General features: G+C 73.9%; 15 protein-coding genes. 8 read left to right on the forward strand and 7 right to left on the reverse strand.

Going from position 1 to position 21,440, the window contains the following annotated elements; translation table 11 throughout:
* Nucleotides 1–286: 286 nt before the first annotated feature.
* The 4 genes from ADK60_RS42590 to ssd all read right to left on the reverse strand — a co-directional run bounded on the left by ADK60_RS42590 (nt 287) and on the right by ssd (nt 5,111).
* The gene (locus ADK60_RS42590; protein ID WP_107094771.1) at nt 287–1,111 is read right to left on the reverse strand and encodes a type II secretion system F family protein; all 825 of its coding nucleotides are present in this window, start codon (nt 1,109–1,111) and stop codon (nt 287–289) included.
* A gap of 122 nt (nt 1,112–1,233) precedes the next feature.
* Nucleotides 1,234–2,376 carry a type II secretion system F family protein gene (locus tag ADK60_RS32235; protein ID WP_159400684.1) on the reverse strand — a complete coding sequence of 381 codons (1,143 nt, stop codon included), beginning with the start codon at nt 2,374–2,376 and terminating at the stop codon, nt 1,234–1,236.
* A gap of 207 nt (nt 2,377–2,583) precedes the next feature.
* Complete coding sequence (locus ADK60_RS32240; protein ID WP_079008860.1) at nt 2,584–3,990, reverse strand: TadA family conjugal transfer-associated ATPase; 1,407 nt, start codon at nt 3,988–3,990, stop codon at nt 2,584–2,586.
* Entirely contained in the window at nt 3,990–5,111 is a 1,122-nt protein-coding gene (gene ssd / locus ADK60_RS32245; protein WP_053650527.1) for a septum site-determining protein Ssd, read from the reverse strand. The genes ADK60_RS32240 and ssd overlap by 1 nt, the downstream gene beginning before the upstream one ends.
* Before the next feature lie 685 nt (nt 5,112–5,796).
* On the opposite strand from ssd, the gene ADK60_RS32250 reads away from it, so the two are divergent.
* Nucleotides 5,797–6,792: an HAD family hydrolase gene (locus ADK60_RS32250; protein WP_286185317.1), complete on the forward strand. Its 996-nt coding sequence runs from the start codon at nt 5,797–5,799 to the stop codon at nt 6,790–6,792.
* Between the two features lie 437 nt (nt 6,793–7,229).
* Here the strand turns inward: ADK60_RS32250 and ADK60_RS32255 are convergent, their stop codons facing one another.
* Nucleotides 7,230–8,144, reverse strand: coding sequence for a Fic family protein (locus tag ADK60_RS32255; RefSeq protein WP_053650528.1), 915 nt, complete (start codon nt 8,142–8,144; stop codon nt 7,230–7,232).
* Between the two features lie 215 nt (nt 8,145–8,359).
* Here ADK60_RS32255 and ADK60_RS32260 point away from each other — a divergent pair, with 215 nt between their 5' ends.
* From ADK60_RS32260 to acs, 3 genes are all read left to right on the forward strand, one after another.
* Nucleotides 8,360–9,349: an ATP-binding protein gene (locus ADK60_RS32260; protein ID WP_053650529.1), complete on the forward strand. Its 990-nt coding sequence runs from the start codon at nt 8,360–8,362 to the stop codon at nt 9,347–9,349.
* A 533-nt stretch (nt 9,350–9,882) separates the two neighbouring features.
* Complete coding sequence (locus tag ADK60_RS32265; RefSeq protein ID WP_107094772.1) at nt 9,883–12,399, forward strand: SulP family inorganic anion transporter; 2,517 nt, start codon at nt 9,883–9,885, stop codon at nt 12,397–12,399.
* Nucleotides 12,400–12,610: 211 nt separating this feature from the next.
* On the forward strand, nt 12,611–14,587 hold the full coding sequence (gene acs / locus ADK60_RS32270) for an acetate--CoA ligase (protein WP_199839804.1): 1,977 nt from the start codon (nt 12,611–12,613) through the stop codon (nt 14,585–14,587).
* A 197-nt stretch (nt 14,588–14,784) separates the two neighbouring features.
* Here the strand turns inward: acs and ADK60_RS32275 are convergent, their stop codons facing one another.
* Nucleotides 14,785–16,062 carry a serine hydrolase domain-containing protein gene (locus tag ADK60_RS32275; protein ID WP_234371386.1) on the reverse strand — a complete coding sequence of 426 codons (1,278 nt, stop codon included), beginning with the start codon at nt 16,060–16,062 and terminating at the stop codon, nt 14,785–14,787.
* A gap of 366 nt (nt 16,063–16,428) precedes the next feature.
* Here ADK60_RS32275 and nhaA point away from each other — a divergent pair, with 366 nt between their 5' ends.
* The 4 genes from nhaA to ADK60_RS32295 all read left to right on the forward strand — a co-directional run bounded on the left by nhaA (nt 16,429) and on the right by ADK60_RS32295 (nt 20,086).
* The gene (nhaA, locus tag ADK60_RS32280; protein ID WP_079008862.1) at nt 16,429–17,832 is read left to right on the forward strand and encodes a Na+/H+ antiporter NhaA; all 1,404 of its coding nucleotides are present in this window, start codon (nt 16,429–16,431) and stop codon (nt 17,830–17,832) included.
* 200 nt (nt 17,833–18,032) lie between these two features.
* A complete protein-coding gene (locus tag ADK60_RS32285; RefSeq protein WP_053650532.1) occupies nt 18,033–18,509 on the forward strand; it encodes a phage holin family protein in 477 nt (158 codons plus the stop codon).
* A 107-nt stretch (nt 18,510–18,616) separates the two neighbouring features.
* Nucleotides 18,617–19,657, forward strand: coding sequence for an alpha/beta fold hydrolase (locus ADK60_RS32290; RefSeq protein WP_079008863.1), 1,041 nt, complete (start codon nt 18,617–18,619; stop codon nt 19,655–19,657).
* 168 nt (nt 19,658–19,825) lie between these two features.
* Nucleotides 19,826–20,086 carry a hypothetical protein gene (locus ADK60_RS32295; RefSeq protein ID WP_053650533.1) on the forward strand — a complete coding sequence of 87 codons (261 nt, stop codon included), beginning with the start codon at nt 19,826–19,828 and terminating at the stop codon, nt 20,084–20,086.
* A 135-nt stretch (nt 20,087–20,221) separates the two neighbouring features.
* Here ADK60_RS32295 and ADK60_RS32300 read toward each other — a convergent pair whose 3' ends face one another.
* On the reverse strand, nt 20,222–21,406 hold the full coding sequence (locus ADK60_RS32300) for a MarP family serine protease (protein WP_030392651.1): 1,185 nt from the start codon (nt 21,404–21,406) through the stop codon (nt 20,222–20,224).
* Between the last annotated feature and the right edge of the window lie 34 nt (nt 21,407–21,440).

Genomic DNA, 21,440 nt, shown 5'->3' on the forward strand with positions numbered 1-21,440 from the left:
CCCGCGTCCGGACGGCCGAGCCCGATCCGGCCCCGACGCCGAACCGCACGCCGGACCATGAGCCGGACCACGATCCGGGCCGAGTGCCGGTTCCGAACCACCGGCCTCCCGGGCGGGCGCCCCATGCCCGGGCCGACGCCCGCCGTCTTCCTCCCCGCGCCCGCCACGACCACGGGACCGATCGCCACGTCCATGAGTTTCCTCCTTGCTTCGAATCCGACAAGAGAGCGCCGCACGGGCGGCCGCGCCGACCGATCGACAGACCGTCCGGCACACGGTCGATGCGTCACATCGACTGCGAGAAACGCGTGGTGAGCCCCACCACCACCGGGGCGACACCGATCAGGACGAACGCCGGGAGGAAGCACAGCCCGAGCGGTGCTGTCGCGAGCACTCCCGCCCGCCGGACCCGGGCGTGCGCCGCCCGGACGGCCTCGGCCCGTTGGCCGCTCGCCAGCCCGGCGAGCGCCGTTGCCGCCGGGGCTCCGCTCAGGCTCGTCCGGACCAGGCACCGGGCCAGCGGCGCCAGCGGCGGGTGCTCCTCCCCGAGCCGGTGCCAGCAGAGCTCCGGGGGTGATCCCAGGGCGAGTTCGTTCGCCGTGGACAGCAGCCGGGGCCCCATCGGGGCACCGACGCTCCCGCCCACCGCCGCGACGGCCGCCGCTGGCGAGGCGGCCGAACCGAGGCAGGCCGCCAGAAGTTCGGCGGTGAGCGGCAACTGCCGCAGCAGTCGTGCCTCGTCAAGTTCGGCCCGCCGCTCCGCCGGTGACTTCGCCCGGGGCAGCCACCGGTGCAACCCGGCCGCCAGCAGTCCGCCCGTCACCAGACCCGCCGTGCCGCCGAGGAAGACCGCCGCTCCGAACCCGGCGCCCAGCGCCGTCGCCGCCCGCCGGACCCACCCCGGCAGGGCCGGACTCCCCCGTGCCGTCGGCCGGCGCCGCAGCGTCCTCCCGCCGGCGCGCCCTCGGCGCGACCGCTCCTCGTCACCCAGCAGGGCGGCCGCCCTCCGACGCGCACACCACCGGCGCCGGGCCCGGGCTCCGGCCGTCGCTCCCGCCAGCACCGCCACAACACACACCAACGGCGCCGCACGCTCGGCCACCCACTCCATCCGTCTCCCTCCTCCCACTCGACTCCCTCCTGCGCGCCCACCCCTGCGCCCATCACTGCGGCCGCCCTCTCGGGCCGTCACGGGGCCCGGCGCCACCACGCACGCCCGCCCCACCACCCGGGTCACCACGGCAGTACCTCCCGCCTGAACGCCCCGCTCGGCCGCGCAGGGCCGGACCGGGTGCGGGCCCGGGTGCGGGTGATCCCGCAGCGCCACTCCTCGGGCCCGTCGACGCCGCTCCAGCCCGACGCCCGACCCAGTGCCCGGCCCGACTCATGACCGGGCTCATCGCCCGGGGCGGCCCCCAGCTCACCGTCGGCGGCCGCTTGGACGATGCGGGCCGTCCAGACCAGGCCCAGCCCCTCCATGGCCGCGCCCACCGCCAGGGAGGCCAGCCCGGCGGGCGTGTGGAGCAGCACCTCCAGCGGCCGGGCGCCGAGTGCCGCGCCGAGCAGCAGCCCCGCCAGCGGCAGGGCCGCCAGGACCGCGATGGTGGTGCGCGGCGCCGCGAGTTCGGCGGCGATCTCCTCCGCCAGCGCCCGCTCGACGCGCAGCGCCTCGGCCACCCCGTCCAGCCCGGCCGCCAGGCCCGAACCACCGGCGGAGGCGACCTCCCAGCAGGCGGCCACCGCCGCCGCCCCGCTCCCGCCCGGCCGTTCGGCGAGCAGCCGGAACGCCGCGGGCACGTCCGCGCCGTACCGGCCGGCGGCGAGCCGGGCGACCGGCTCGGCACCGATCCGCTCCAGCACCGACCGGTCGGCCGCGATCCTGGTGGTCACCAGGTGGAGCGCCTGCTCGGGTGTCGCCCCGCCGCGCAACTCACCCGCCAGTCCGGCGCACAGCTCCACCACGGCGGCCGACCGGTACCGTGCCTCGGCCGCCGCGGCGCGGCGCGACCGCCACCTGCGTGCCGGCAGGACGGCAGGGAGCGCCGCCAGCACCGGGACGGGCGACGCCGTCGCCCACCCCACCGCCAACCCGCCGGGAACGAGCAGCAGTTCCGGCGCCCGCCGAACAGCCCGCCAGGGACCGCCCGACCACCGCACGACCGCTGCCACCGGTCGCGCCCTCGCACGGCCCTCGCCCTCGCCCTCGCCCTCGGCGCCGCTCCCGCTCCCACTCCCGCCGGAGCCGCCCGCGGCCCCGGTCAGCACCGCACCGGCCCGACGAGCACCCGCCAACTGCCCCTGCAGCCGGCACCACCCCGCCACCGCGACTACGGCCAGCACCAGCCAGCACCCCAGCACAACCCCGTACAGCTCCAAGGCCTTTGCCTCCCTCCTCGTCCCGACCACCACACCAACCACCACACCAACCACCACACCGGCCGACAGGCCGACTGCGACACCGACCGCGACCACCACCCGTCCTCCGTCTGCCCCTCCATCTGCTCCCCGGCCCGAGGAGCAGCAGCGCACCCACCGCGCAGCCGCACAGCATCAGCAGGAACACCCCCTCCACCGGGCCCGCCGTCACGGCGGCCCGTCCGCGAGGACGACCCCACGGGCGGCGAGCAGCCGGCCGAGCCGGGACCAGCCGGGCCCCGCCACCGTGCCGCCGTCCGCCGTGAACGTCACGGCGGGCGTGGTGACGGCCAGCCCGTGCCGGTCGCCGCCCAGGGTGTGGATCTCGGCCACCCGGCGCCTCCCGGTGCCCGGTTCCCGCACCAGGTGCACCACCAGGTCGAGGGCCGCCCGGAGTTGGCTGTGCAGGGCCGGCCGGTCCATCCCGGCCAGCGAGCCGAGCGCCTCCAGTCGGACCGGTACGTCCGCCGCCGTGTTGGCGTGGACCGTCCCGGTGCCGCCCTCGTGGCCGGTGTTGAGGGCGGCCAGCAGGTCGGCCACCTCGGCCCCGCGCACCTCGCCGATCACCAGCCGGTCGGGGCGCATCCGCAGCGCCTGGCGGACGAGGTCCCGCAGGGTCAGCTCGCCCAACCCCTCCTGATTGGGCGGCCTGGCCTGGAGCCGCACCACGTGCGGGTGGTCGGGGAGGAGTTCGGCGGAGTCCTCGGCGACGACGATCCGCTCCTCCGGACCGACCAGGCCGAGCAACGCCGCGAGGAGTGTGGTCTTCCCGGTGCCGGTCCCCCCGCTCACCAGCAGCGAGAGCCGGGCCCGCACGACGGCGGCCAGCAGCTCGCCGCCGCGCGGCGGGAGTGCCCCGCCCGCCACCAACTCGTCGACGGTGAAGGGCCGGGAGCGGCACACCCGCAGTGAGATGTGGGTGCACCCGGCGGCGATCGGCGGCAGGACGGCGTGCAGTCGCGTGCCGTCCGGCAGCCGGGCGTCCACCCAGGGCCGGGCGTCGTCGAGCCGCCGCCCGGCCGCCGTGGCGAGCCGGTGGGCCAGCCGCCGCACCGCCTCGGCGTCGGCGAACCGGACGCCGGTGGCCCGGCGCAGGCCGCCGCCCCGGTCGAACCAGATCTCGTCCGGCCCGTTGACCAGGACGTCCGTGACATCGGGCGCCGCCAGCAGCCGCTCCAGCGGGCCCGCACCCACCAGTTCGGCACACAGCGAGCGCACGGTGTCGAGGACGTCGTCACCACCGAGCGGTGGCCGGGCGGCCCGCAGGGCGGTCGCCACCGAACCGGCGGTCGGCACGGCCCCGGACTCGGCCAACCGCAGGCGGACGGCGTCCACCAGCGCGGCGGCACGCTCCTCCCGCGCCGTCCGCCCGTAGGGGTTCGGTTCCGGCCCCGGCCGCGCCGCCGGGCCGCTCCCGGGGCCGGGCAGGCCCCGCAGCACCCGCCGCTCGCCCGGCCCGTCACCTCCGTGCGCCGACCGGTACCCGCCCGACGGCGCCGCTCCACCGGCCCCGTCGGCGCCCGGCCGACCGGTGCCGGGATCCCCGGCACCGCCCACCCTCCGCAGCCGCACCATCAGTACACACCCCCCTCGACCGCCGGCACCGTCGGCAGCACCTCGTCGAGGAAGGCCCCGCAGAACCTGGCGAGCGGCCCGCCCTCGCGGATACCGGGCGGCACCCCCTGTTCGAGGTCGACGGCCAGGCCCGGCTCCGGATCCAGCACCCCGGCGAGCTGCATCCGCAGCCCCCGGGCGATCCGGTGCGCGGGGAGCCCGAACGGCCCCGGCGGGCGCACCACCACCCGCACGTCGTCGAGCCGCATCCGCACGGACGAGGCCACCCGGTCGGCGGCCGCCACCGCCCTCAGCTCGGCCGGCACCACCAGCAGCGCCGTGTCGGACTGCTCCAGCGCCTGCCCGGCCGCCGGGTCCAACCGCCGGGGCACGTCGACCACCACCAGGCCGCCGCCCCGGCGCGCGGCGGCGAGGACGCTGCGCATGGCCTCGGGCGGCACCGCCGGGGTGTCGCCGCGGTCCCAGGACAGACAGGCCAGCGTGCCGAGCCGCTTGAGCGCGGGCAGCGCCCGGGCCAGCTCGGGACCGCTGACCCGGCCCCGGGAACCGGCGAGGTCCGGCCAGCGCAGGCCCGCCGCTGTCTCGCCGCCGAGCAGGATGTCGAGCCCGCCGCCGAGCGGGTCGCCGTCGACGAGGACGGTGCGCAGGCCCCGGCGCGCGGCGGTGACCGCGAGCGCGCAGGCCAGGGTGGAGGCACCCGCACCGCCCCGGCCGCCGAGGACGGCGACGGTGCGGGCGGGCGGGCCGACGCCCTCGACGGCGTCGGCGATCCGGTCGAGCAGCCAGGTCTCCGCGTCCGGCAGGAACAGCACGTGCTCCGCGCCGAGTTGGACGGCCCTGACCCAGACGCCCGCGTCGTCGAGGTCCAGCCCGAGCAGGAGCACCCCCGGTCTGCGGGGCATCGCGGCGCAGTGCCCGGCCCGGTCGTCGCCGACCAGGACCAGCGAGGCCTCCTCCCAGAGCTCGCGCGGCGGCGCGCCCCGGATCAGCCTCGGGTCGGTGCCGGCCGCCGCGCAGAGCCGCAGCAGGTGCTCGGCCAGGGCGTCGTTCCCGGTGAGAACGAGCGGCCGGGCGGGCTCCGGCCCGCCGGTGGCGGCGTGGTCGGTGATGGGCTTCGACATGGCGGCTCCCCTGTCCCGGTGCCCGGCCGCGCAAGGCGGCCGGGCACACCTACGAAAGGTCCGGCAGTCGGCCGAGGGCCCCTGGGATCGGGCCCGGCAACCGCTGCCGGGCATCACGTTGGACGGTGATCCCGATTCCGTCCTCCGGGTTCCGATTCCCTGTGGACAACTCGGGGGCTGTGGAGGAAAACGTTCACCCGGACGGGGGGCTATTGGACAAAGAATTGACTAATCGGGCTCACGGAGATGAACCGCCATACCTGGCGGAGCGGGATAGCGACGCACGCACCAGGTGCTCCCCGGAGCAGGTCCGAGGCTCATTCCAGGGGCGGTGGCTCCGGAGCCGGACATGACCAAAGCTCTACGGAGAGTGACGAAAACGTCGAGACAGTCGGGCGGACCGACACCCCCTGTAGAGATCGCCCGGATCAACCGGCGGATCCGCCGGGCCGGCCGTCCGAGCCCCGAAAATGGCTCCGGACGTGCGACGACCCCCGCCGGGGGGGAGAGCGGGGGTCGTCTATCCACGGCCCGACTCGGGGGGGAGGAGCCGGACCGGGTTAGCACGGTCGCGAACGATCCGTGACTTCCATGGTGTACCCGAGCGGCCAGAAACACAAACCCGCACGCCCACGAGTACGCCGAATGGCGGGCAGTTTTGCGGAGCCCTCTATCCTCGGTTCCCGTGGACACCACCGAGAACGCCGACGAGTACGCCGACGAGTCCCCGGACTCCACCGCCGCAGCCGCCGCAGCCGCCGCCGGAACCGATGGGGCCCCCGGGTCCGACGGGACGGCCGTGACCGGCGCGCGGCCCGGAGCGACCGGCTCCGGCCCGTCCGCGACCCGTCCGGCGGCCGCGCGCCCGCGCCCGGCCGGCCCGCGGACCGCCGCCTTCTTCGACCTGGACAAGACGATCATCGCCAAGTCGAGCGCCCTGGCGTTCAGCCGTCCGTTCTACCAGGGCGGCCTGATCAACCGTCGGGCCGTCCTGCGAAGTGCGTACGCCCAGTTCGTCTTTCTGGTGGGCGGCGCGGACCACGACCAGATGGAGAAGATGCGGCAGTACCTCTCCGCGCTGACCCGGGGCTGGAACGTGCAGCAGGTCCGCGAGATCGTCGCCGAGACCCTGCACAACCTGATCGATCCGATCATCTACGACGAGGCCGCCTCGCTCATCGAGCAGCACCACGCGGCCGGCCGGGACGTGGTCATCGTCAGCAGCTCCGGCTCCGAGGTGGTCGAGCCGATCGGCGCGCTGCTCGGTGCGGACCACGTGATCGCCACCAGGCTGCAGATCGAGGACGGCTGCTACACCGGCGAGATCGAGTACTACGCCTACGCCGAGAACAAGGCCGCCGCCATCCGGGAGTTGGCCGAGGTCGAGGGCTACGACCTGGCCGAGTGCTACGCCTACAGCGACTCGTCGACGGACCTGCCCCTGCTGGAGGCCGTCGGCCACCCGTCGGCGGTCAACCCCGACCGGGCGCTGCGCAAGGAGGCGCTGGCGCGGGAGTGGCCGGTGCTGGTCTTCGACCGGCCGGTGGAACTCCGGCGACGGCTCCCGGAGTTCTCGGCGCCGAGCCGCTCGGTGCTGACGGCGGTGGCGGTCGGCGCGGCGGTCCTGACAGCCGGCGCCGTCTGGTACGCGACCCGTCGGCGGCACCGCCCCTCGACCTGACCGGGCGGGGCCCCGACCGGGGCGGCATCGGCCCGGCACGCCTTGGACAAAACGGGCAAAAGTCGAAGACTTCTCATTTCGGGTTCCCCTTTCGCCCGAAACGCGATACAAAGGAATCACGGCCCGCGAGACCCGGTCAGGACCTAAGAGGTCAAACCGACAACGCAGTTCAGGCCCCACGGACCGTGTGCACAGATAACCGAGCACCCACATGCAGCCGACCCGCTGTCGGGCCGCCGCACCAGACGAACGGGCAGGATCCCCGTCTGATCGGCACTTTCCGGTGCATGCATGGTCACCCGGCATCTGTGCCAGCGGCGGCACCCGGTAACAGGTGCCGCCGCATCCTTGTCCCCGGAGGCCGCCCGGAGCCCACCCCTGGGCCCGCCCGCGACTCGTCCGCGCACCGACCGGGGGCCAGCCCGCACCCCGCTCGCTCAGACCATGCCGCGCTGCATCGCCTCGCAGACCGCCGTGCTCTCCCGGACCCCGAGCCGCAGCGCCCGCCCGCAGTGGCCGATCCAGGCCGCCAGCCCCTCCGGCGTCCCCGCCAGGTAGCCGGCCAGGGCCCGCCGGTAGGCGTCCGTCCCCAGTTCCACGAGCCCCACCTCGGCCGGGCAGATCGACTTCGGGTCGAGGCCCTCCGCGATCAGCACGATCCTCGCGGCGGCGCGGGCGATCAGGCCGTTGTACGAGCCGAACGGCCGCAGCGCCAGCAGCTCGCCGTGCACGACCGAGGAGACCACCAGGGCCGGTGTCCCGACACCCTGGCCCTCGGCGCGGGCCACCAGCAGCCGGGACAGCTGGTCCAGCCGGGCGGCGACCTCCTCCGGGCCGGGCGCCGCCGGCAGGGCCGGCACGAGCCCGGCCGGAGCGGTCGTCGCGGCGGCCGGGGCCACGTCCGCCGCGACCCCTTCGGCCGGCTTCAGCTCCAGCGGGAACAGGTCCTCGACGCCCTCCCCGGCCTGCCTCGGCCGGCCCGCCACGGGGTCGGCGTCACCGACCGCCAGCAGGTGCAGCCGGGCCAGCACCTGGAGCGGCGAGTGCCGCCAGATGCTCAGCAGCTGCCCCGCCTCGGCGGCGATCCGCAGGGAGGCGCCGACCGTCCGGGTCCCGGGGTCGGCGCCGAAGTCGCTGCGACGGCGGACCTCCTCCAGCGGCCAGTCCGAGCCCGCCAGTGCCGCGGAGGCGCGGGCGCCGCGCAGGGCCGACTCGGAGGTGACCTCGGCCGCGCGGCGGCGCATCACCCGGTGGCCGTAGAGGCGGTCGACGGCCTTGCGCACCTCGGCCACCGAGTCGGGCACCCCGGGGAGCTGGGCCAGCGGGGCGAGGGGATCTGTTCCAGTGCTCACCTACCCGAGAGTAATGAACCGGACGCCCCTGCCGGAACAGCAAGCACGCATCACCCGTTCGAGGCAATCCTCACTTCCCTCCCGCAAACGGCCCGAAACCCCGGATAGCATGACTGTCGAAGACGATAACGATTTCCAACTCGGAAGATCGTCGACCTCGTCGCGGCGCGGACCGCGGACGCGGCGGGTCCTGGAGCGAGAGCCGGAGTCCCAAGATGAAGATCGCCTTCGTCGGCAAGGGTGGCAGCGGCAAGACCACGCTGTCCGCACTGTTCATCCGCCACCTGGCCGCCGCGGGCCGCCCGGTCCTCGCCGTCGACGCCGACATCAACCAGCACCTCGGCCCGGCCCTCGGGCTGACGGACGACCAGTCCGCCGCCCTGCCCTCGCTCGGGGCCCACCTGCCCGGCATCAAGGAGTACCTGCGCGGCGGCAACCCGCTGATCCGCTCCGCCGAGGAGATGATCAAGACCACTCCGCCGGGGCGCGGTTCGCGGCTGCTCCGGATCGTCGAGGAGAACCCGGTCTACGCGGCCTGCGCCCGCCCGATCGCGCTCGACGAGGGCTCGGTGCGGCTCCTGGCGACCGGCGCGTTCACCGAGGAGGACCTCGGCGTCGCCTGCTACCACTCCAAGGTCGGCGCGGTCGAGCTGCTGCTGAACCACCTGGTCGACGGCCGGGACGAGTACGTGGTGACCGACATGACCGCCGGCTCCGACTCCTTCGCCTCGGGCCTGTTCACCCGTTTCGACCTCACCTTCCTGGTGGCCGAGCCCACCCGCAAGGGCGTCTCGGTGTACCGCCAGTACCGCGACTACGCGCAGGACTTCGACGTCCGGCTGCGGGTGGTCGGCAACAAGGTGCAGAACCAGGACGACCTGGACTTCCTCCGCCGGGAGGTCGGCGAGGACCTGCTGACCTCCTTCGGGCACTCCGACTGGGTGCGTCGGCTGGAGCAGGGCGCGCAGCCGCCGCTGCGCGCCCTCGAAGCCGCCAACCGCGCGGTGCTGGACGAGCTGAGGACGGCGGCGGACGCCGCGTACGACCTGCGGGACCCGCGCCGCTACACCGAGCAGGCCGTCCTCTTCCACTTGCGCAACGCCGAGAGCTGGGCGAACGCCAAGGTCGGCATCGACCTCGCCACCCAGGTCGACCCGGACTTCGTGCTCGGCGACGAGCCCGCGGCGGCCGGCGCGGCCGTCTGACCGGAGCGGCACCGCGCAGCGCCGACGCGGAGCACCACGGCGCGGCACCACCGCAGCGACCAGGGCCGCGGTCCCAGAACGGGACCGCGGCCCTCGTACGTCCGCCCCGGCGCGCCCTGGGGCACCGCCCACAGCACTGGCACAGCACCGGCGCAGCAGCGGCCGCAGCCCCGCCACCAGCAGATTCCCATCCGTTCGACTACCACCCAATGGGGTGAATCAGGCGGATATTGCCTGTCGCTCCGGATGACGCTGTGCAAAGCTCTCATTACCCTCGGTTTACCGAGTCTTGATGTTCCGCATCCGTTCCGGTGCTCCTCGCCGTGGCCTGGCTCCTCCCAGCGCCCCGCCGAGCGACCGCCGGAGCCCCCGATGGTCCAAGGCCCGGCCGGTGACACCCGCACTCCCGGCCCGTCCGCACCATCCCGCCACACCGTCGCGACCCACGACAGCCGATCCGCTCCACCGAGCCCATGACCGGACTCACCGCCGGACCTGACTGCGTTCGTTCCCCCGGACAGACGGGAAGACCCATGACCCTCGACATCTCCAGCGCACCCATCGCCTCCGACACCACCGACCACGCCCCGCCGGGTCGACGTCCCCGCGCCTCCTGGGCGCAGGACCTCTCGGCCTCCCTGGTGGTCTTCCTCATCGCCGTGCCGTTCTCCCTCGGCATCGCCCTGGCCACCGGCGCCCCGCTCACCGCGGGCCTCGCCGCCGCGGCCGTCGGCGGCATCGTGGTCGGGCTGTTCGGCGGGACCCCGCTGCAGGTGAGCGGCCCCTCCGCCGCGCTCACCGTGATCACGGCCGGACTCATCACCCAGTACGGCTGGCAGGCGACCTGCGCCATCACGCTCGCCGCCGGCCTGCTCCAACTCCTGCTGGGAGTAAGGCGGGTGGCCCGGACCGCGCTGGCCGTGTCGCCCGCCATCGTGCACGGCATGCTGGCCGGTGTCGGCCTCGCCATCGCGATCGCGCAGTTGCACGTCGTCCTCGGCGGCTCCCCGCAGAGCGCGGCCCTGGCCAATCTGCTCGCCCTGCCGAACCAGTTGGCGGCCCCGCACCCGTCCGCCCTGGCCGTCGGCGCGATCACCGCCGTGGTACTGCTCGGCTGGCCCCGGCTGGGCCGACTCCCCGGCCGGTACGGCGAGTTCGGCACCCGGCTGGCCAAGGTCCCCGGCCCGCTGGCCGCCGTCGCCGCCGCCACCGCGCTCGCGGTCGCACTGGACCTGCGACTCGCCCGGGTCGACCTGCCCGCCTGGCAGCCGCACGACCTCGTCCCCGACCTGCCGCACGGCCCGCCCCTCGCCGTCCTCGCCGCCGTGCTGACCGTCACCGCCGTGGCGAGTGTCGAATCACTGCTCTCCGCCGTCGCGGTGGACCGGATGTCGCACCGCACCGGGGACCTCGACCGCGAGCTGCGCGGCCAGGGGCTGGCCAACATGGTCAGCGGGCTGGTCGGCGGACTGCCGATCGCCGGCGGCGCGGTGCGCAGCACCGCCAACGTCCGCGCCGGGGCCCGCAGTCGCTGGTCCTCGGTGCTGCACGGAGTGTGGGTACTGGCGGCCGCGCTGGCCCTCACCGGCGGGCTGCGCCGGATCCCGCTCGCCGCGCTCGCCGCCCTGGTGCTGGTCGTCGGCCTGCAGATGGTGAGCTTCGCGCACATCCGGAAGGTCCACCGGCACCGGGAGTTCCCGGTCTACCTGGTCACCGTGGTCTCCGTGGTGCTGTTCGGCGTGCTGCCGGGTGTGGCTCTGGGCGCCGCGACGGCCGTGCTGCTCGCGCTCTACCGGTTGACCCGCGCGCACGTGGACGTGCTGGCCGGCCCCGACGGCGCGTTCACCGTGGAGACGCACGGTCCGCTGACCTTCGCCGCCGTGCCCCGGCTGAGCCGGGCACTCGCCGGTGTCCCGGCCGGCGCCGAGGTCGCCGTCGTGCACGACGGCTCCTTCCTGGACCACGCCGCCTACGAGACGCTGCACAGCTGGCGCACCGGGCACCAGGCGGGCGGCGGACGGGTGTCGATGGTGACCCGCCGCCAGGACGACGAGGTGCTCGACCCGGACGGCACCGTCCGCACCGGCAGCTCCCCCGGTCCGCACCGCTGCCGCGCGTGGACACCCTGGGTCGGCCACCACTGCATCGAACAGCAGGAGGACCCGCACGTCCGGCTGCTCGACGGGGTGCGGGTGTTCCAACTGCACACCGCCCCGCTGGTCCGGCCCGAACTGGCCCGGCTCGCCCGCGAGGGACAGACGCCCTCCCAGCTGTTCCTGACCTGTGCCGACTCCCGGATGGTCACCAGCATGATCACCAACAGCGGCCCCGGCGACCTCTTCACCGTGCGCAATGTCGGCAATCTGGTGCCGGCGCCGCACGAGCCGGGCGCGGCCGACGACTCGGTGGCGGCGGCGGTGCAGTACGCGGTCGAGGTGCTGGAGGTGCGGTCGATCACCGTCTGCGGGCACTCGGGCTGCGGGGCGATGAAGGCCCTGCTGGACGGGGTGCACGAGCAGCCCGGCCGACCGACTCCGCTGGCCCGCTGGCTGCGCAACGGCCGGGGCTCGCTGGACCGGCTGCGCCGGATCCCGGCGGAGTTCACCGACCGCCCGGTGGTCGATGTGACCGAGCAGCTCTGCGTCACCAATGTCGTCCAGCAACTGGACCAGCTGATGGCCAACCCGGCCGTGGAGCGGCGGGTCACCGAGGGCACCCTGCGGCTGGTCGGCATGTACTTCGACTTCGCCACCGCACAGGCCTATGTGCTCGACCCGGAGAGCGGCCGGTTCGGCCCGGTCGAGGCACTGGCGCCGACGCCCGCCACCGCCTGCGCGCCCACGCCCGCAGCCGCCGCAGCCCCAGCCCCAGCCCCAGCCCCAGCCCCAGCCCCAGCCGCACCGACGTCCGCCCCCGCGGCGCTGTCGTCCACCCCGCGCGGGGAGCACGACACGCCCGAACGAGTGAATGAATTCGAACAGGTTCCGACCACCGGTACCGTCGCCGCGGATCCGGCCAGGGACGGAGGAGGCCCCGGCCTGGCCGCCTGAGAGCCGGGCCCGCGTCCAGCCGGGCGGGCCAAGGACGCGGGCCCACCTCCTCGAGCCGTCCGAGACGCCTCCGACCTCGGGCGGCCGTTCGACGAGCGATCAAAGGTCTACACCAATTAGCCAGAGCCTCTTGTCAACTGACCTCTTCGCCTGGTGAGCTGTGCGCTGGGACACACGGGACAATCCCCACGCACGGGAAACGACCCCGATCATGACTCATGAGGAGTGCGCGTTGAGCAACGAGAGCCTGGCCAACCTGCTCAAGGAGGAGCGGCGTTTCGCCCCGCCGGCAGAGCTCGCCGCAGCCGCCAACGTCACCGCGGCTGCGTACGCTCAGGCCTCCGAGGACCGCCTCGGCTTCTGGGCCGAGCAGGCCCGCCGCCTCACCTGGGCCGTCGAGCCCACGCAGACGCTCGACTGGTCCAACCCGCCCTTCGCGAAGTGGTTCGCCGACGGCAAGCTCAACATCGCCTACAACTGCGTGGACCGCCACGTCGAGGCCGGCCACGGCGACCGCGTCGCCATCCACTTCGAGGGCGAGCCCGGCGACGGCCGCTCCATCACCTACGCCCAGCTCAAGGACGAGGTCTCCCAGGCCGCCAACGCCCTGCTCGAACTCGGCGTCACCAAGGGCGACCGCGTCGCGATCTACCTGCCGATGATCCCCGAGGCCGTCGTCTCGATGCTGGCCTGCGCCCGCATCGGCGCCACGCACTCCGTCGTCTTCGGCGGCTTCTCGGCCGACGCCGTCGCCTCCCGCATCCAGGACGCCCGGGCCAAGCTCGTCATCACCGCCGACGGCGGCTACCGGCGCGGCAAGCCCTCCGCCCTCAAGCCCGCCATCGACGAGGCCCTCACCAAGGCCGAGGGCGTCGAGCACGTCCTCGTCGTGCGCCGCACCGGCCAGGACACCGCGTGGACCGAGGGCCGGGACGTGTGGTGGCACGAGCTCACCGCCCGCCAGTCCACCGAGCACACCCCCGAGGCGCACGACGCCGAGCACCCGCTGTTCATCCTCTACACCTCCGGCACCACCGGGAAGCCCAAGGGCATCCTGCACACCACCGGCGGCTACCTCACCCAGGCCAGCTACACCCACAACGCCGTCTTCGACCTCAAGCCGGAGACCGACGTCTACTGGTGCACCGCCGACATCGGCTGGGTCACCGGGCACTCGTACATCGTCTACGGCCCGCTCTCCAACGGCGCCACCCAGGTCATCTACGAGGGCACCCCCGACACCCCCCACCAGGGCCGGTTCTGGGAGATCGTGCAGAAGTACGGCGTCACCATCCTCTACACGGCGCCCACCGCGATCCGCACCTTCATGAAGTGGGGCGACGACATCCCCGCCAAGTTCGACCTGTCCTCCCTGCGGGTGCTGGGCAGCGTCGGCGAGCCGATCAACCCCGAGGCCTGGATCTGGTACCGCGAGCACATCGGCGCCTCCACGGCCCCGATCGTGGACACCTGGTGGCAGACCGAGACCGGCGCCATCATGATCAGCCCGCTGCCCGGTGTCACCGAGACCAAGCCCGGCTCCGCCCAGCGCGCGCTGCCCGGCATCGCGGCCACCGTGGTCGACGACAACGGCGCCGAGGTCGCCAACGGCTCCGGCGGCTACCTCGTCCTCACCGAGCCGTGGCCCTCCATGCTGCGCACCATCTGGGGCGACGACCAGCGCTACATCGACACCTACTGGTCGCGCTTCGAGGGCCGCTACTTCGCCGGCGACGGTGCCAAGAAGGACGAGGACGGCGACATCTGGCTGCTCGGCCGGGTCGACGACGTCATGCTGGTCTCCGGCCACAACATCTCGACCACCGAGGTCGAGTCGGCCCTCGTCGGTCACCCCTCGGTGGCCGAGTCGGCGGTCGTCGGCGCCACCGACGCCACCACCGGCCAGGCGATCGTCGCCTTCGTCATCCTGCGCGGCACCGCCACCGACAGCCCGGAGCTGGTCGAGGAGCTGCGGGCGCACGTCGGCCGCACCCTCGGCCCGATCGCCAAGCCGAAGCAGATCAAGGTGGTCGGCGAGCTGCCGAAGACCCGCTCCGGCAAGATCATGCGCCGTCTGCTGCGCGACATCGCCGAGGGCCGCGAGATCGGTGACACCACCACGCTGGCCGACTCCACCGTGATGAACCTCATCCAGGCCCAGCTCCCGCCGACCGGCTCCGAGGGCTGATCCCGGAGGTCCGACCTCGCGCCGCTGCTCCGCGCCACTCCTTGAACGTCCCTGAACGTCCCTGAATGTGGCACGGTGCAGCAGGCACAACGGTGCCCCGGGCGGTTGCTACCGCCCGGGGCACCGTCGGCTCCGGACCACGTGCTCCGTGCTCCGGGCCACGACTCAGGACCACGACTCCGGAGCACGTCCGGCGGTCAGTCCTCGCCGAATTCGGCGATCAGGACGCGCAGGGTCTCGTGCGCGCTCTGCACCAGGGCACGACTGCGCAGCGGCTGTCCGCCGGCCAGGACCGCCAGGCCCACCTGGGCCCGGGGGCTGAATCCGACGAAGGCGGTGGACCGCCGGGCGGCCCCCACGTGGTAGACCACCTCGCCGGCCTCGACCGGCCCCGCCCCATCGGACGCCGCAGGCACAGGGCCCACCGGTTTCCGGTCGGCCGCGGGCCGCCCGAACGCCCCGGCCCCTCCGGTCGCCCGCGGTTCCGCCACCCCCGCCGGAAGGGCGCGGTGGTTCCACCCCAGGCAGATGCGCGGCCCGCCTCGTCGCCCGTCGGTGCGTGGGCGCCGCACCTCGTTCAGCGCCGTCCGCAGCACCGCCGCGTCGGCCCGCTCGGGGAGCGGAACGGCGTCCAGCGCGAGATGTGCCTGGAGGTAGCGGAGCATGTCGTCCGCCGTGGAGCGGAGCGCGGCGGCGGCCGGCAGGGCGGGCAGTCGGAAGGACGGCACCCTGCGCCCGCGCCGGTATCCGGCGTCCTCCTCCCGGCCGGGGCCGCAGGAGGTGTCCATCAGGCCGAGCGGCCCGCAGACCCGGGCGGCGAGCAGATCGTCGTACCGCTGCCCGGCCGCGTTGGCGAGCAGCAGGCCGAGCAGTCCGCAGCCGAGGTTGGAGTACCGGACCTGGGTGCCCGGCGTGCCACGCACCGCCGTCCGGGGCAGTGCCCGCAGCAGGTGGGCCGGTCCGAAGGTGGCGTAGGGACGGGTGAACCAGCGCGGGACCTGCCCGGGCAGCACCCCGTCCGGCAGCCGGGGCAGGCCGGAGGTGTGGGTGGCCAGGTGGAGCAGGGTGATCGGGCGCTCCTGCGGGTAGCCGGGGGCCGCGTCGGCGGGCAGGTAGCGGTCGATCGGATCGTCGTAGCCGACCTCGCCGCGGGCGGCCATCTCGGCGAGCAGCAGGCCGGTGAACGTCTTGGTGACGGAGCCGAGTTCGAAACGGGTGTCGGCGCGGACCGGGCGTTCGGTGGAGCGGACGGCGTGGCCCCGGCAGGCGACCGTCCGGTCGTCGCCGCGGATCACCACGACGGCGGCGCCACCGGCCGGAGCGGCGGTGCGGAACAGCGGGCGGAGCAGGCGGTCGAGTTCGGGGTCGGGCGGGCCGTACGGCGGGGCATTCATCGGAGGGCGCTCCGGCGGCCGGACCGAGACGTACGAGATGCACGCGACGTACAAGACGTGGACGACATCCAAGACGTGCACGAATGGAAGGATAAGAGGGGCGGTCTGGGCATGGCGGCGCCTCCATAGCGCGAAGATGAGAGACCCGGGAAAGCCCCTGGCCCGGGGCTCCGACCTCGGCCGGGCCCTGCGATCGACGATAGAGAGCCGTTCACCCGTCTGCACGCCGCCGACTCCGTTCGGGTGCTGATCGGCCGTACGGACGGGTGCACAACAGGCCACCCAGGCTTAAGTCCTGAAGTATGACAATCCGGATCTCGCCTTGTCGTTCCCGTTATACTGTCAACGACGCATCAAGATTCGCGTCACAGGCGAGCCGGGAAGTCTGGTCGGCAATGCACCACCGGTGCATCTCCGTACACCGTCCCCGCCCCCAGGAGGCCGCGCGTGGCCAGCCAGCCGCCCGTCCAAGAGCCGACGACCCGACGCCGCCAGCTCCTCGGCAGGCTGTCCCTTCCCGAGCGCACCTACATCACGGACGCGCTGCGCACCGAGACCGTCGGCGGCGTGCTGCTGCTGCTCGCCTCGGTCGTCGCACTGATCTGGGCCAATGTCTGGCCGGCCGCCTACCAGTCCGTCCTGGACTACACCGTCGGCCCCTCCACCCCGCTCCACCTGGACCTCAGTCTGGACGCATGGGCGAAGGACGGACTGCTGACGATCTTCTTCTTCGTGGCCGGGATCGAGCTCAAGCGCGAGTTCGTGGCGGGCGAACTGCGCAGCCCCAGCGCCGCGATCCTCCCCGTCATAGCCGCCGTCTGCGGGGTCGCGCTGCCCGCGATCGTGTTCGCGGTGGCCAACGCCGGCGCCGGCGGGCATCCGAACGGCTGGGCCATCCCGACCGCCACCGACATCGCCTTCGCGCTCGGCGTGCTCGCCGTGGTCGGCAGCCACCTGCCCTCGGCGCTGCGCGCCTTCCTGCTCACCCTCGCGGTGGTGGACGACCTGATCGCGATCCTGATCATCGCGATCTTCTACAGCTCCGGCATCAAGTTCTGGGCGCTCGGGCTGGCCTTCGCCGGGCTGGTGCTGTTCTGGTTCCTGCACCGGCGCGGGGTCCACGGCTGGTACCTGTTCGTGCCGCTCGCCTTCGTGATCTGGGCGCTGATGCACGAGAGCGGCGTGCACGCCACGGTGGCGGGCGTCGCGATGGGCCTGCTGCTCCGCTGCCACCGGGAGGGCGACGAGAAGTCCTCCCCCGGCGAGCACATCGAGCACCTGGTCCGCCCGATCTCGGCCGGCATCGCCGTACCGGTCTTCGCACTGTTCGCCGCCGGGGTGACGATCTCCGGACCGGCACTGCGCGAGGTGTTCACCCAGGCGGCCCCGCTCGGCATCGTGCTCGGCCTGCTGGTCGGCAAGACCGTGGGCATCTTCGGCGGCACCCGCCTGGCCGCCCGCTTCACCCGCGCCGAACTGAACCCGCAGCTCAAGTGGGCGGACATGTTCGCCGTCTCGGTGCTGGCAGGCATCGGCTTCACGGTCTCGCTCCTGATCAGCGAACTGGCCTTCCCCGACGACCCGGCCCTCGCCGACCGGGCCAAGGCCGCCGTCCTGGTCGGTTCGCTGCTCTGCGCGCTGATCGCCACCGTGCTGCTGAAGCTGCGCAACCGGCACTACCGCGAGCTGTGCGAGGAGGAGGACCGCGACCTCGACGGCGACGGCATCCCCGACATCTACCAGCTGGACGACCCGGCCTGGCAGGCGCGCACGGCCGGACAGCAGGGCCGACCGGACCGTCCGCAACGGGGCACGCACCCGGCCGACGAGGGCCCGCACCACCCGCATTGAGCCGTGCCCGAGCCGGACCTGCCCGGAACACGTCCCTCGCCGGGCCCCCCGGAGTGGTGTCCGCTCGTCCGGTAGGGGCATGATTCTGAACTGTCGACAGTCCACCGACGCCACCGGGCCCGCCCCGGTACCCGGAACCACCGGGGAGCCGCACCGTGCGGCGGCGTCACTCGCCGCACGGCCGAAGAGGAGAACCGCTGATGCCCGCAGGAGCCGCAGACCCGTCCAGCAACGGCCGGGCGCCCTATGAGGGCGAGCGTTCGGTGGGGCAGCTGTTCGCCGCGGCCACCGCCGACCTGTCCGCCCTGGTCCACGACGAGATCGCGCTCGCCAAGGCCGAGATCCGCGCCGACGTCAAGCGCGGTGTCTCCGGCGGCGTCTCGCTGGCTGTCGCGGGTGTGGTGGCCCTGGCGGCCGTCCCGATGCTCAGCGCCGCCGCGGCGTTCGGCATCCACGCGCTGGGCCTCACGCTCGGCTGGTCGTTCCTGGTCGTGGCCGGCGCGTACCTGCTGCTGGCCGTACTGCTGGGCCTGCTGGCGCTGCGTTCGTTCAAGAAGATCGAGAAGCCGGTCCGCACCATCGAGGGCGCGCAGAAGACCGCCGACGTCCTGAAGAACGCGCGGCCGCGTCCCGCCACCAAGGAAGAGATCGACCGCGCCCTGGGCCGCATCCCGTAGGCCCGGCGCCCGCGTCGTGGACGCGCGGCCGGCGCTCGGCGGGCCCGAACGGCCCGAGTGCGAGTGCCGGGCGCGTGTCCGGCGCGCGGATGTGACACGCTCTCGGTATGTCGCTCGACCAGAAGCCCGTGCCCGCACAGCCGTCCGCCGGTTCCGGCGACACCGCCTCCAGTGATGGCAACACCGTCACCGGTGACAACGGCACCGCCTCCGGCGACGGCGGCAACGCCCAGGGCACGCCTCCGGCCGCCTGGGACGTCCGGCAGGCCGGACCGTGGACCCACCGCGACCTCGCCGCCAACGGCGCCCGCTTCCACATCGCCGAACTCGGCGAGGGCCCGCTGGTCCTGCTGGTCCACGGCTGGCCGGAGTACTGGTGGGCGTGGCGCCACCAGCTGACCGCACTCGCCGAGGCCGGCTACCGGGCCGTCGCCCTGGACCTGCGCGGCATCGGCGGCAGCGACCGCACCCCCCGCGGCTACGACCCGGGCAACCTCGCACTGGACATCACCGGGGTGATCCGCTCCCTCGGCGAGAACCGGGCCCACCTGGTCGGCCATGCCTCCGGCGGCACACTGTCCTGGGTGGCGGCCGTGATGCGGCCCTCGGTGATCCAGAGCCTGACCGTGGTCTCCGCCGCGCACCCCCGGGACCTCCGCCGGGCGCTGCTGACCGACCGGCGGCAGATGGCCGCCTTCGAGCACATCCTGGGCTTCCAGCGGCCGTGGATACCGGAGCGCCGCCTGGTCGCCGACGACGCCGCGCTGGTCGGCCGCTACCTGGACGCCTGGACCGGACGCAACCAGCTGGACCGCGCGGCGGTGGCCGCGTACCGGGAGGCGATCCGGATCCCCAGCACCGCGCACTGCTCGATCGAGCCGTACCGGTGGCTGCTGCGCTCGATGGCCCGGCCGGACGGCATCCAGTTCGCCCGCCGGATGAAGAAGCCGATCACCGCGCCGACCCTGCACGTCCAGGGGGCGGCGGACCCGGTGCTGCTGTCGCACACCGCGCTGGGCGGCGGCGAGTACGTGGCCGCGCCGTACCGCTGGCGGCTGATGCCGGGGATCGGGCACTTCCCGCACGAGGAGGCGCCGGAGCAGTTCACGGCCGAGTTGCTGGACTGGATCGGCCGGCACAAGGACTGAGGTGGTGTGGGGGCCCCGGACCGGGGCAGAAGGTCCCGGCATCCGATCGGGGGAACCGGGTCCGAGGTCCCAACTCCCTTCAGGTGACGTACATATGACAAGCGCATAGGCCACGTTGATGGCCGGACGGGCGGTTACCCCCGTCGGCCCAGGGGCATCCATTCCGGTATGACCTGGATGCCCGATCGCGGCAGCGCCCCGCGCGGCCGACAGCACAGCGACAGCTCGCAGCGTTCCGTCCACCGTTCCGGGTGGGCGGAGAACCGCGGGTACGACCGCAGTTACGACAACGGCTACGACAGTGGGTACGACGGCGGCTTCGACGGTTCGGACGGCCACCCCCGCGCGGCGCAGGACCGGCTCGGTATCCCGCGCATCCTCGGCCGGCGCGCCCGCTGGGTGGGTGCCCGGCTCCGCCGCGACACCTGATCGGCCCACGTCCACGGAGCTACAGACCCGCCCGCCGCCTCCGGCCCCACGAGCCGACCCGATCACGGCCCGTTGGCGGCCCGGCGGCGGGCCGGCGGGTCAGAGCGGGTCAGCGGGTCAGAGCGGGCCGGCGGGTCAGAGCGCGCAGCCCTGGGTGTCCGCCCGGCCCGAGGCCACGCTGCCCTGCTCGGCGTCCTCGCGCACCTCGGCCGCGGTCAGCACGTACCCGGTGTCCGCGCTGTCCAGCGACTTGGCGAACACCATCCCGTACACCTGGCCGTCCGGGGTGAGCAGCGGCCCGCCGCTGTTGCCCTGGCGCACCAGCGAGCGCACCGAGTAGACGTCGCGGACCACCTGGCCGCGGTGGTAGATGTCCGGTCCGTTCGCCTGGATCCGGCCCCGGATTCGGGCCGGCTGGACGTTGAAGGCGCCGTTCTCCGGGAAGCCCGCCACGATCGCGTTGTCATTGGTCTTCGCCTCACCGGCGAAGGTGAGGGCCGGCGCGTTCAGCTTGGGCACGTCGAGGATCGCGATGTCGCGCTGCCAGTCGTAGCGGACCACCGTCGCGTCGTACAGCTGACCGACCCCGCCGATCTGCACGGTCGGCTCGTTGACCCCGCCGACCACGTGGGCGTTGGTCATCACCCGGTGCGGGGCGTAGACGAAGCCGCTGCCCTCCAGCGTCTTGCCGCAGGAGGTGGCGGTGCCGACGACCTTGACCAGGCTCTGCCGGGCCTTCGCCACCGCGGGGCTGCCGGCCAGCGTCGGATCGGGGATGTCGACCTGGGTGATCGGCTCGTGCTCGAAGGGGTTGAACACCTGCGGGAAGCCGTTGCGGGCGAGCACCTTGGAGAAGTCCGAGAACCAGTTGGGGGCGTCGGAGGGCAGGGTGTCCTGGACCCCGCCCAGGATCGCCGAGGTGCGGACCTGCTTGGAGACGGTCGGCAGGGAAGTCCCGGCCAGCGCGGAGCCGATCAGCCAGGCCACCAGCAGCATCGAGATCACATTGACCACGGCGCCGCCGGCGGCGTCCAGCGCCCGGGCCGGGCGGCGGTCGATGTGGCCGCGCAGCTTCCAGCCGAAGTGGGTGGTGATCGCCTGGCCGATCGCCGCCAGCACGATCACCACCACCACCGCGATCACCGAGGCGGTCGTCCCGGGGCTGAGGTGGTCGAGCAGCAGCGGCAGCAGTTGGACGGCGAGCAGTCCGCCGCCCAGGAAGCCGAGGACCGACAGCACGCCGACCACGAAACCCTGCCGGTAGCCCGACACGGCGAATCCGATCGCGGCGGCGATCAACAGCACATCCAGGACATTCACCCGGACACCCTCCCACGACGGACCACCCCGCCGG

This window comes from Streptomyces sp. XY431 (assembly GCF_001279805.1).
GTDB classification, from domain to species: Bacteria; Actinomycetota; Actinomycetes; order Streptomycetales; family Streptomycetaceae; genus Kitasatospora; species Kitasatospora purpeofusca.

Excerpts from the sequence above, each read along its gene's own strand:
- ADK60_RS42590 (WP_107094771.1), bottom strand. The coding sequence starts at position 1,111 with ATGGAGTGGGTGGCCGAGCGTGCGGCGCCGTTGGTGTGTGTTGTGGCG.
- ADK60_RS32240 (WP_079008860.1), bottom strand. The coding sequence starts at position 3,990 with ATGGTGCGGCTGCGGAGGGTGGGCGGTGCCGGGGATCCCGGCACCGGT.
- ssd (WP_053650527.1), bottom strand. The coding sequence starts at position 5,111 with ATGTCGAAGCCCATCACCGACCACGCCGCCACCGGCGGGCCGGAGCCC.
- ADK60_RS32260 (WP_053650529.1), top strand. The coding sequence starts at position 8,360 with ATGAAGATCGCCTTCGTCGGCAAGGGTGGCAGCGGCAAGACCACGCTG.
- ADK60_RS32265 (WP_107094772.1), top strand. The coding sequence starts at position 9,883 with ATGACCCTCGACATCTCCAGCGCACCCATCGCCTCCGACACCACCGAC.
- acs (WP_199839804.1), top strand. The coding sequence starts at position 12,611 with ATGACTCATGAGGAGTGCGCGTTGAGCAACGAGAGCCTGGCCAACCTG.
- ADK60_RS32285 (WP_053650532.1), top strand. The coding sequence starts at position 18,033 with ATGCCCGCAGGAGCCGCAGACCCGTCCAGCAACGGCCGGGCGCCCTAT.
- ADK60_RS32290 (WP_079008863.1), top strand. The coding sequence starts at position 18,617 with ATGTCGCTCGACCAGAAGCCCGTGCCCGCACAGCCGTCCGCCGGTTCC.
- ADK60_RS32295 (WP_053650533.1), top strand. The coding sequence starts at position 19,826 with ATGACCTGGATGCCCGATCGCGGCAGCGCCCCGCGCGGCCGACAGCAC.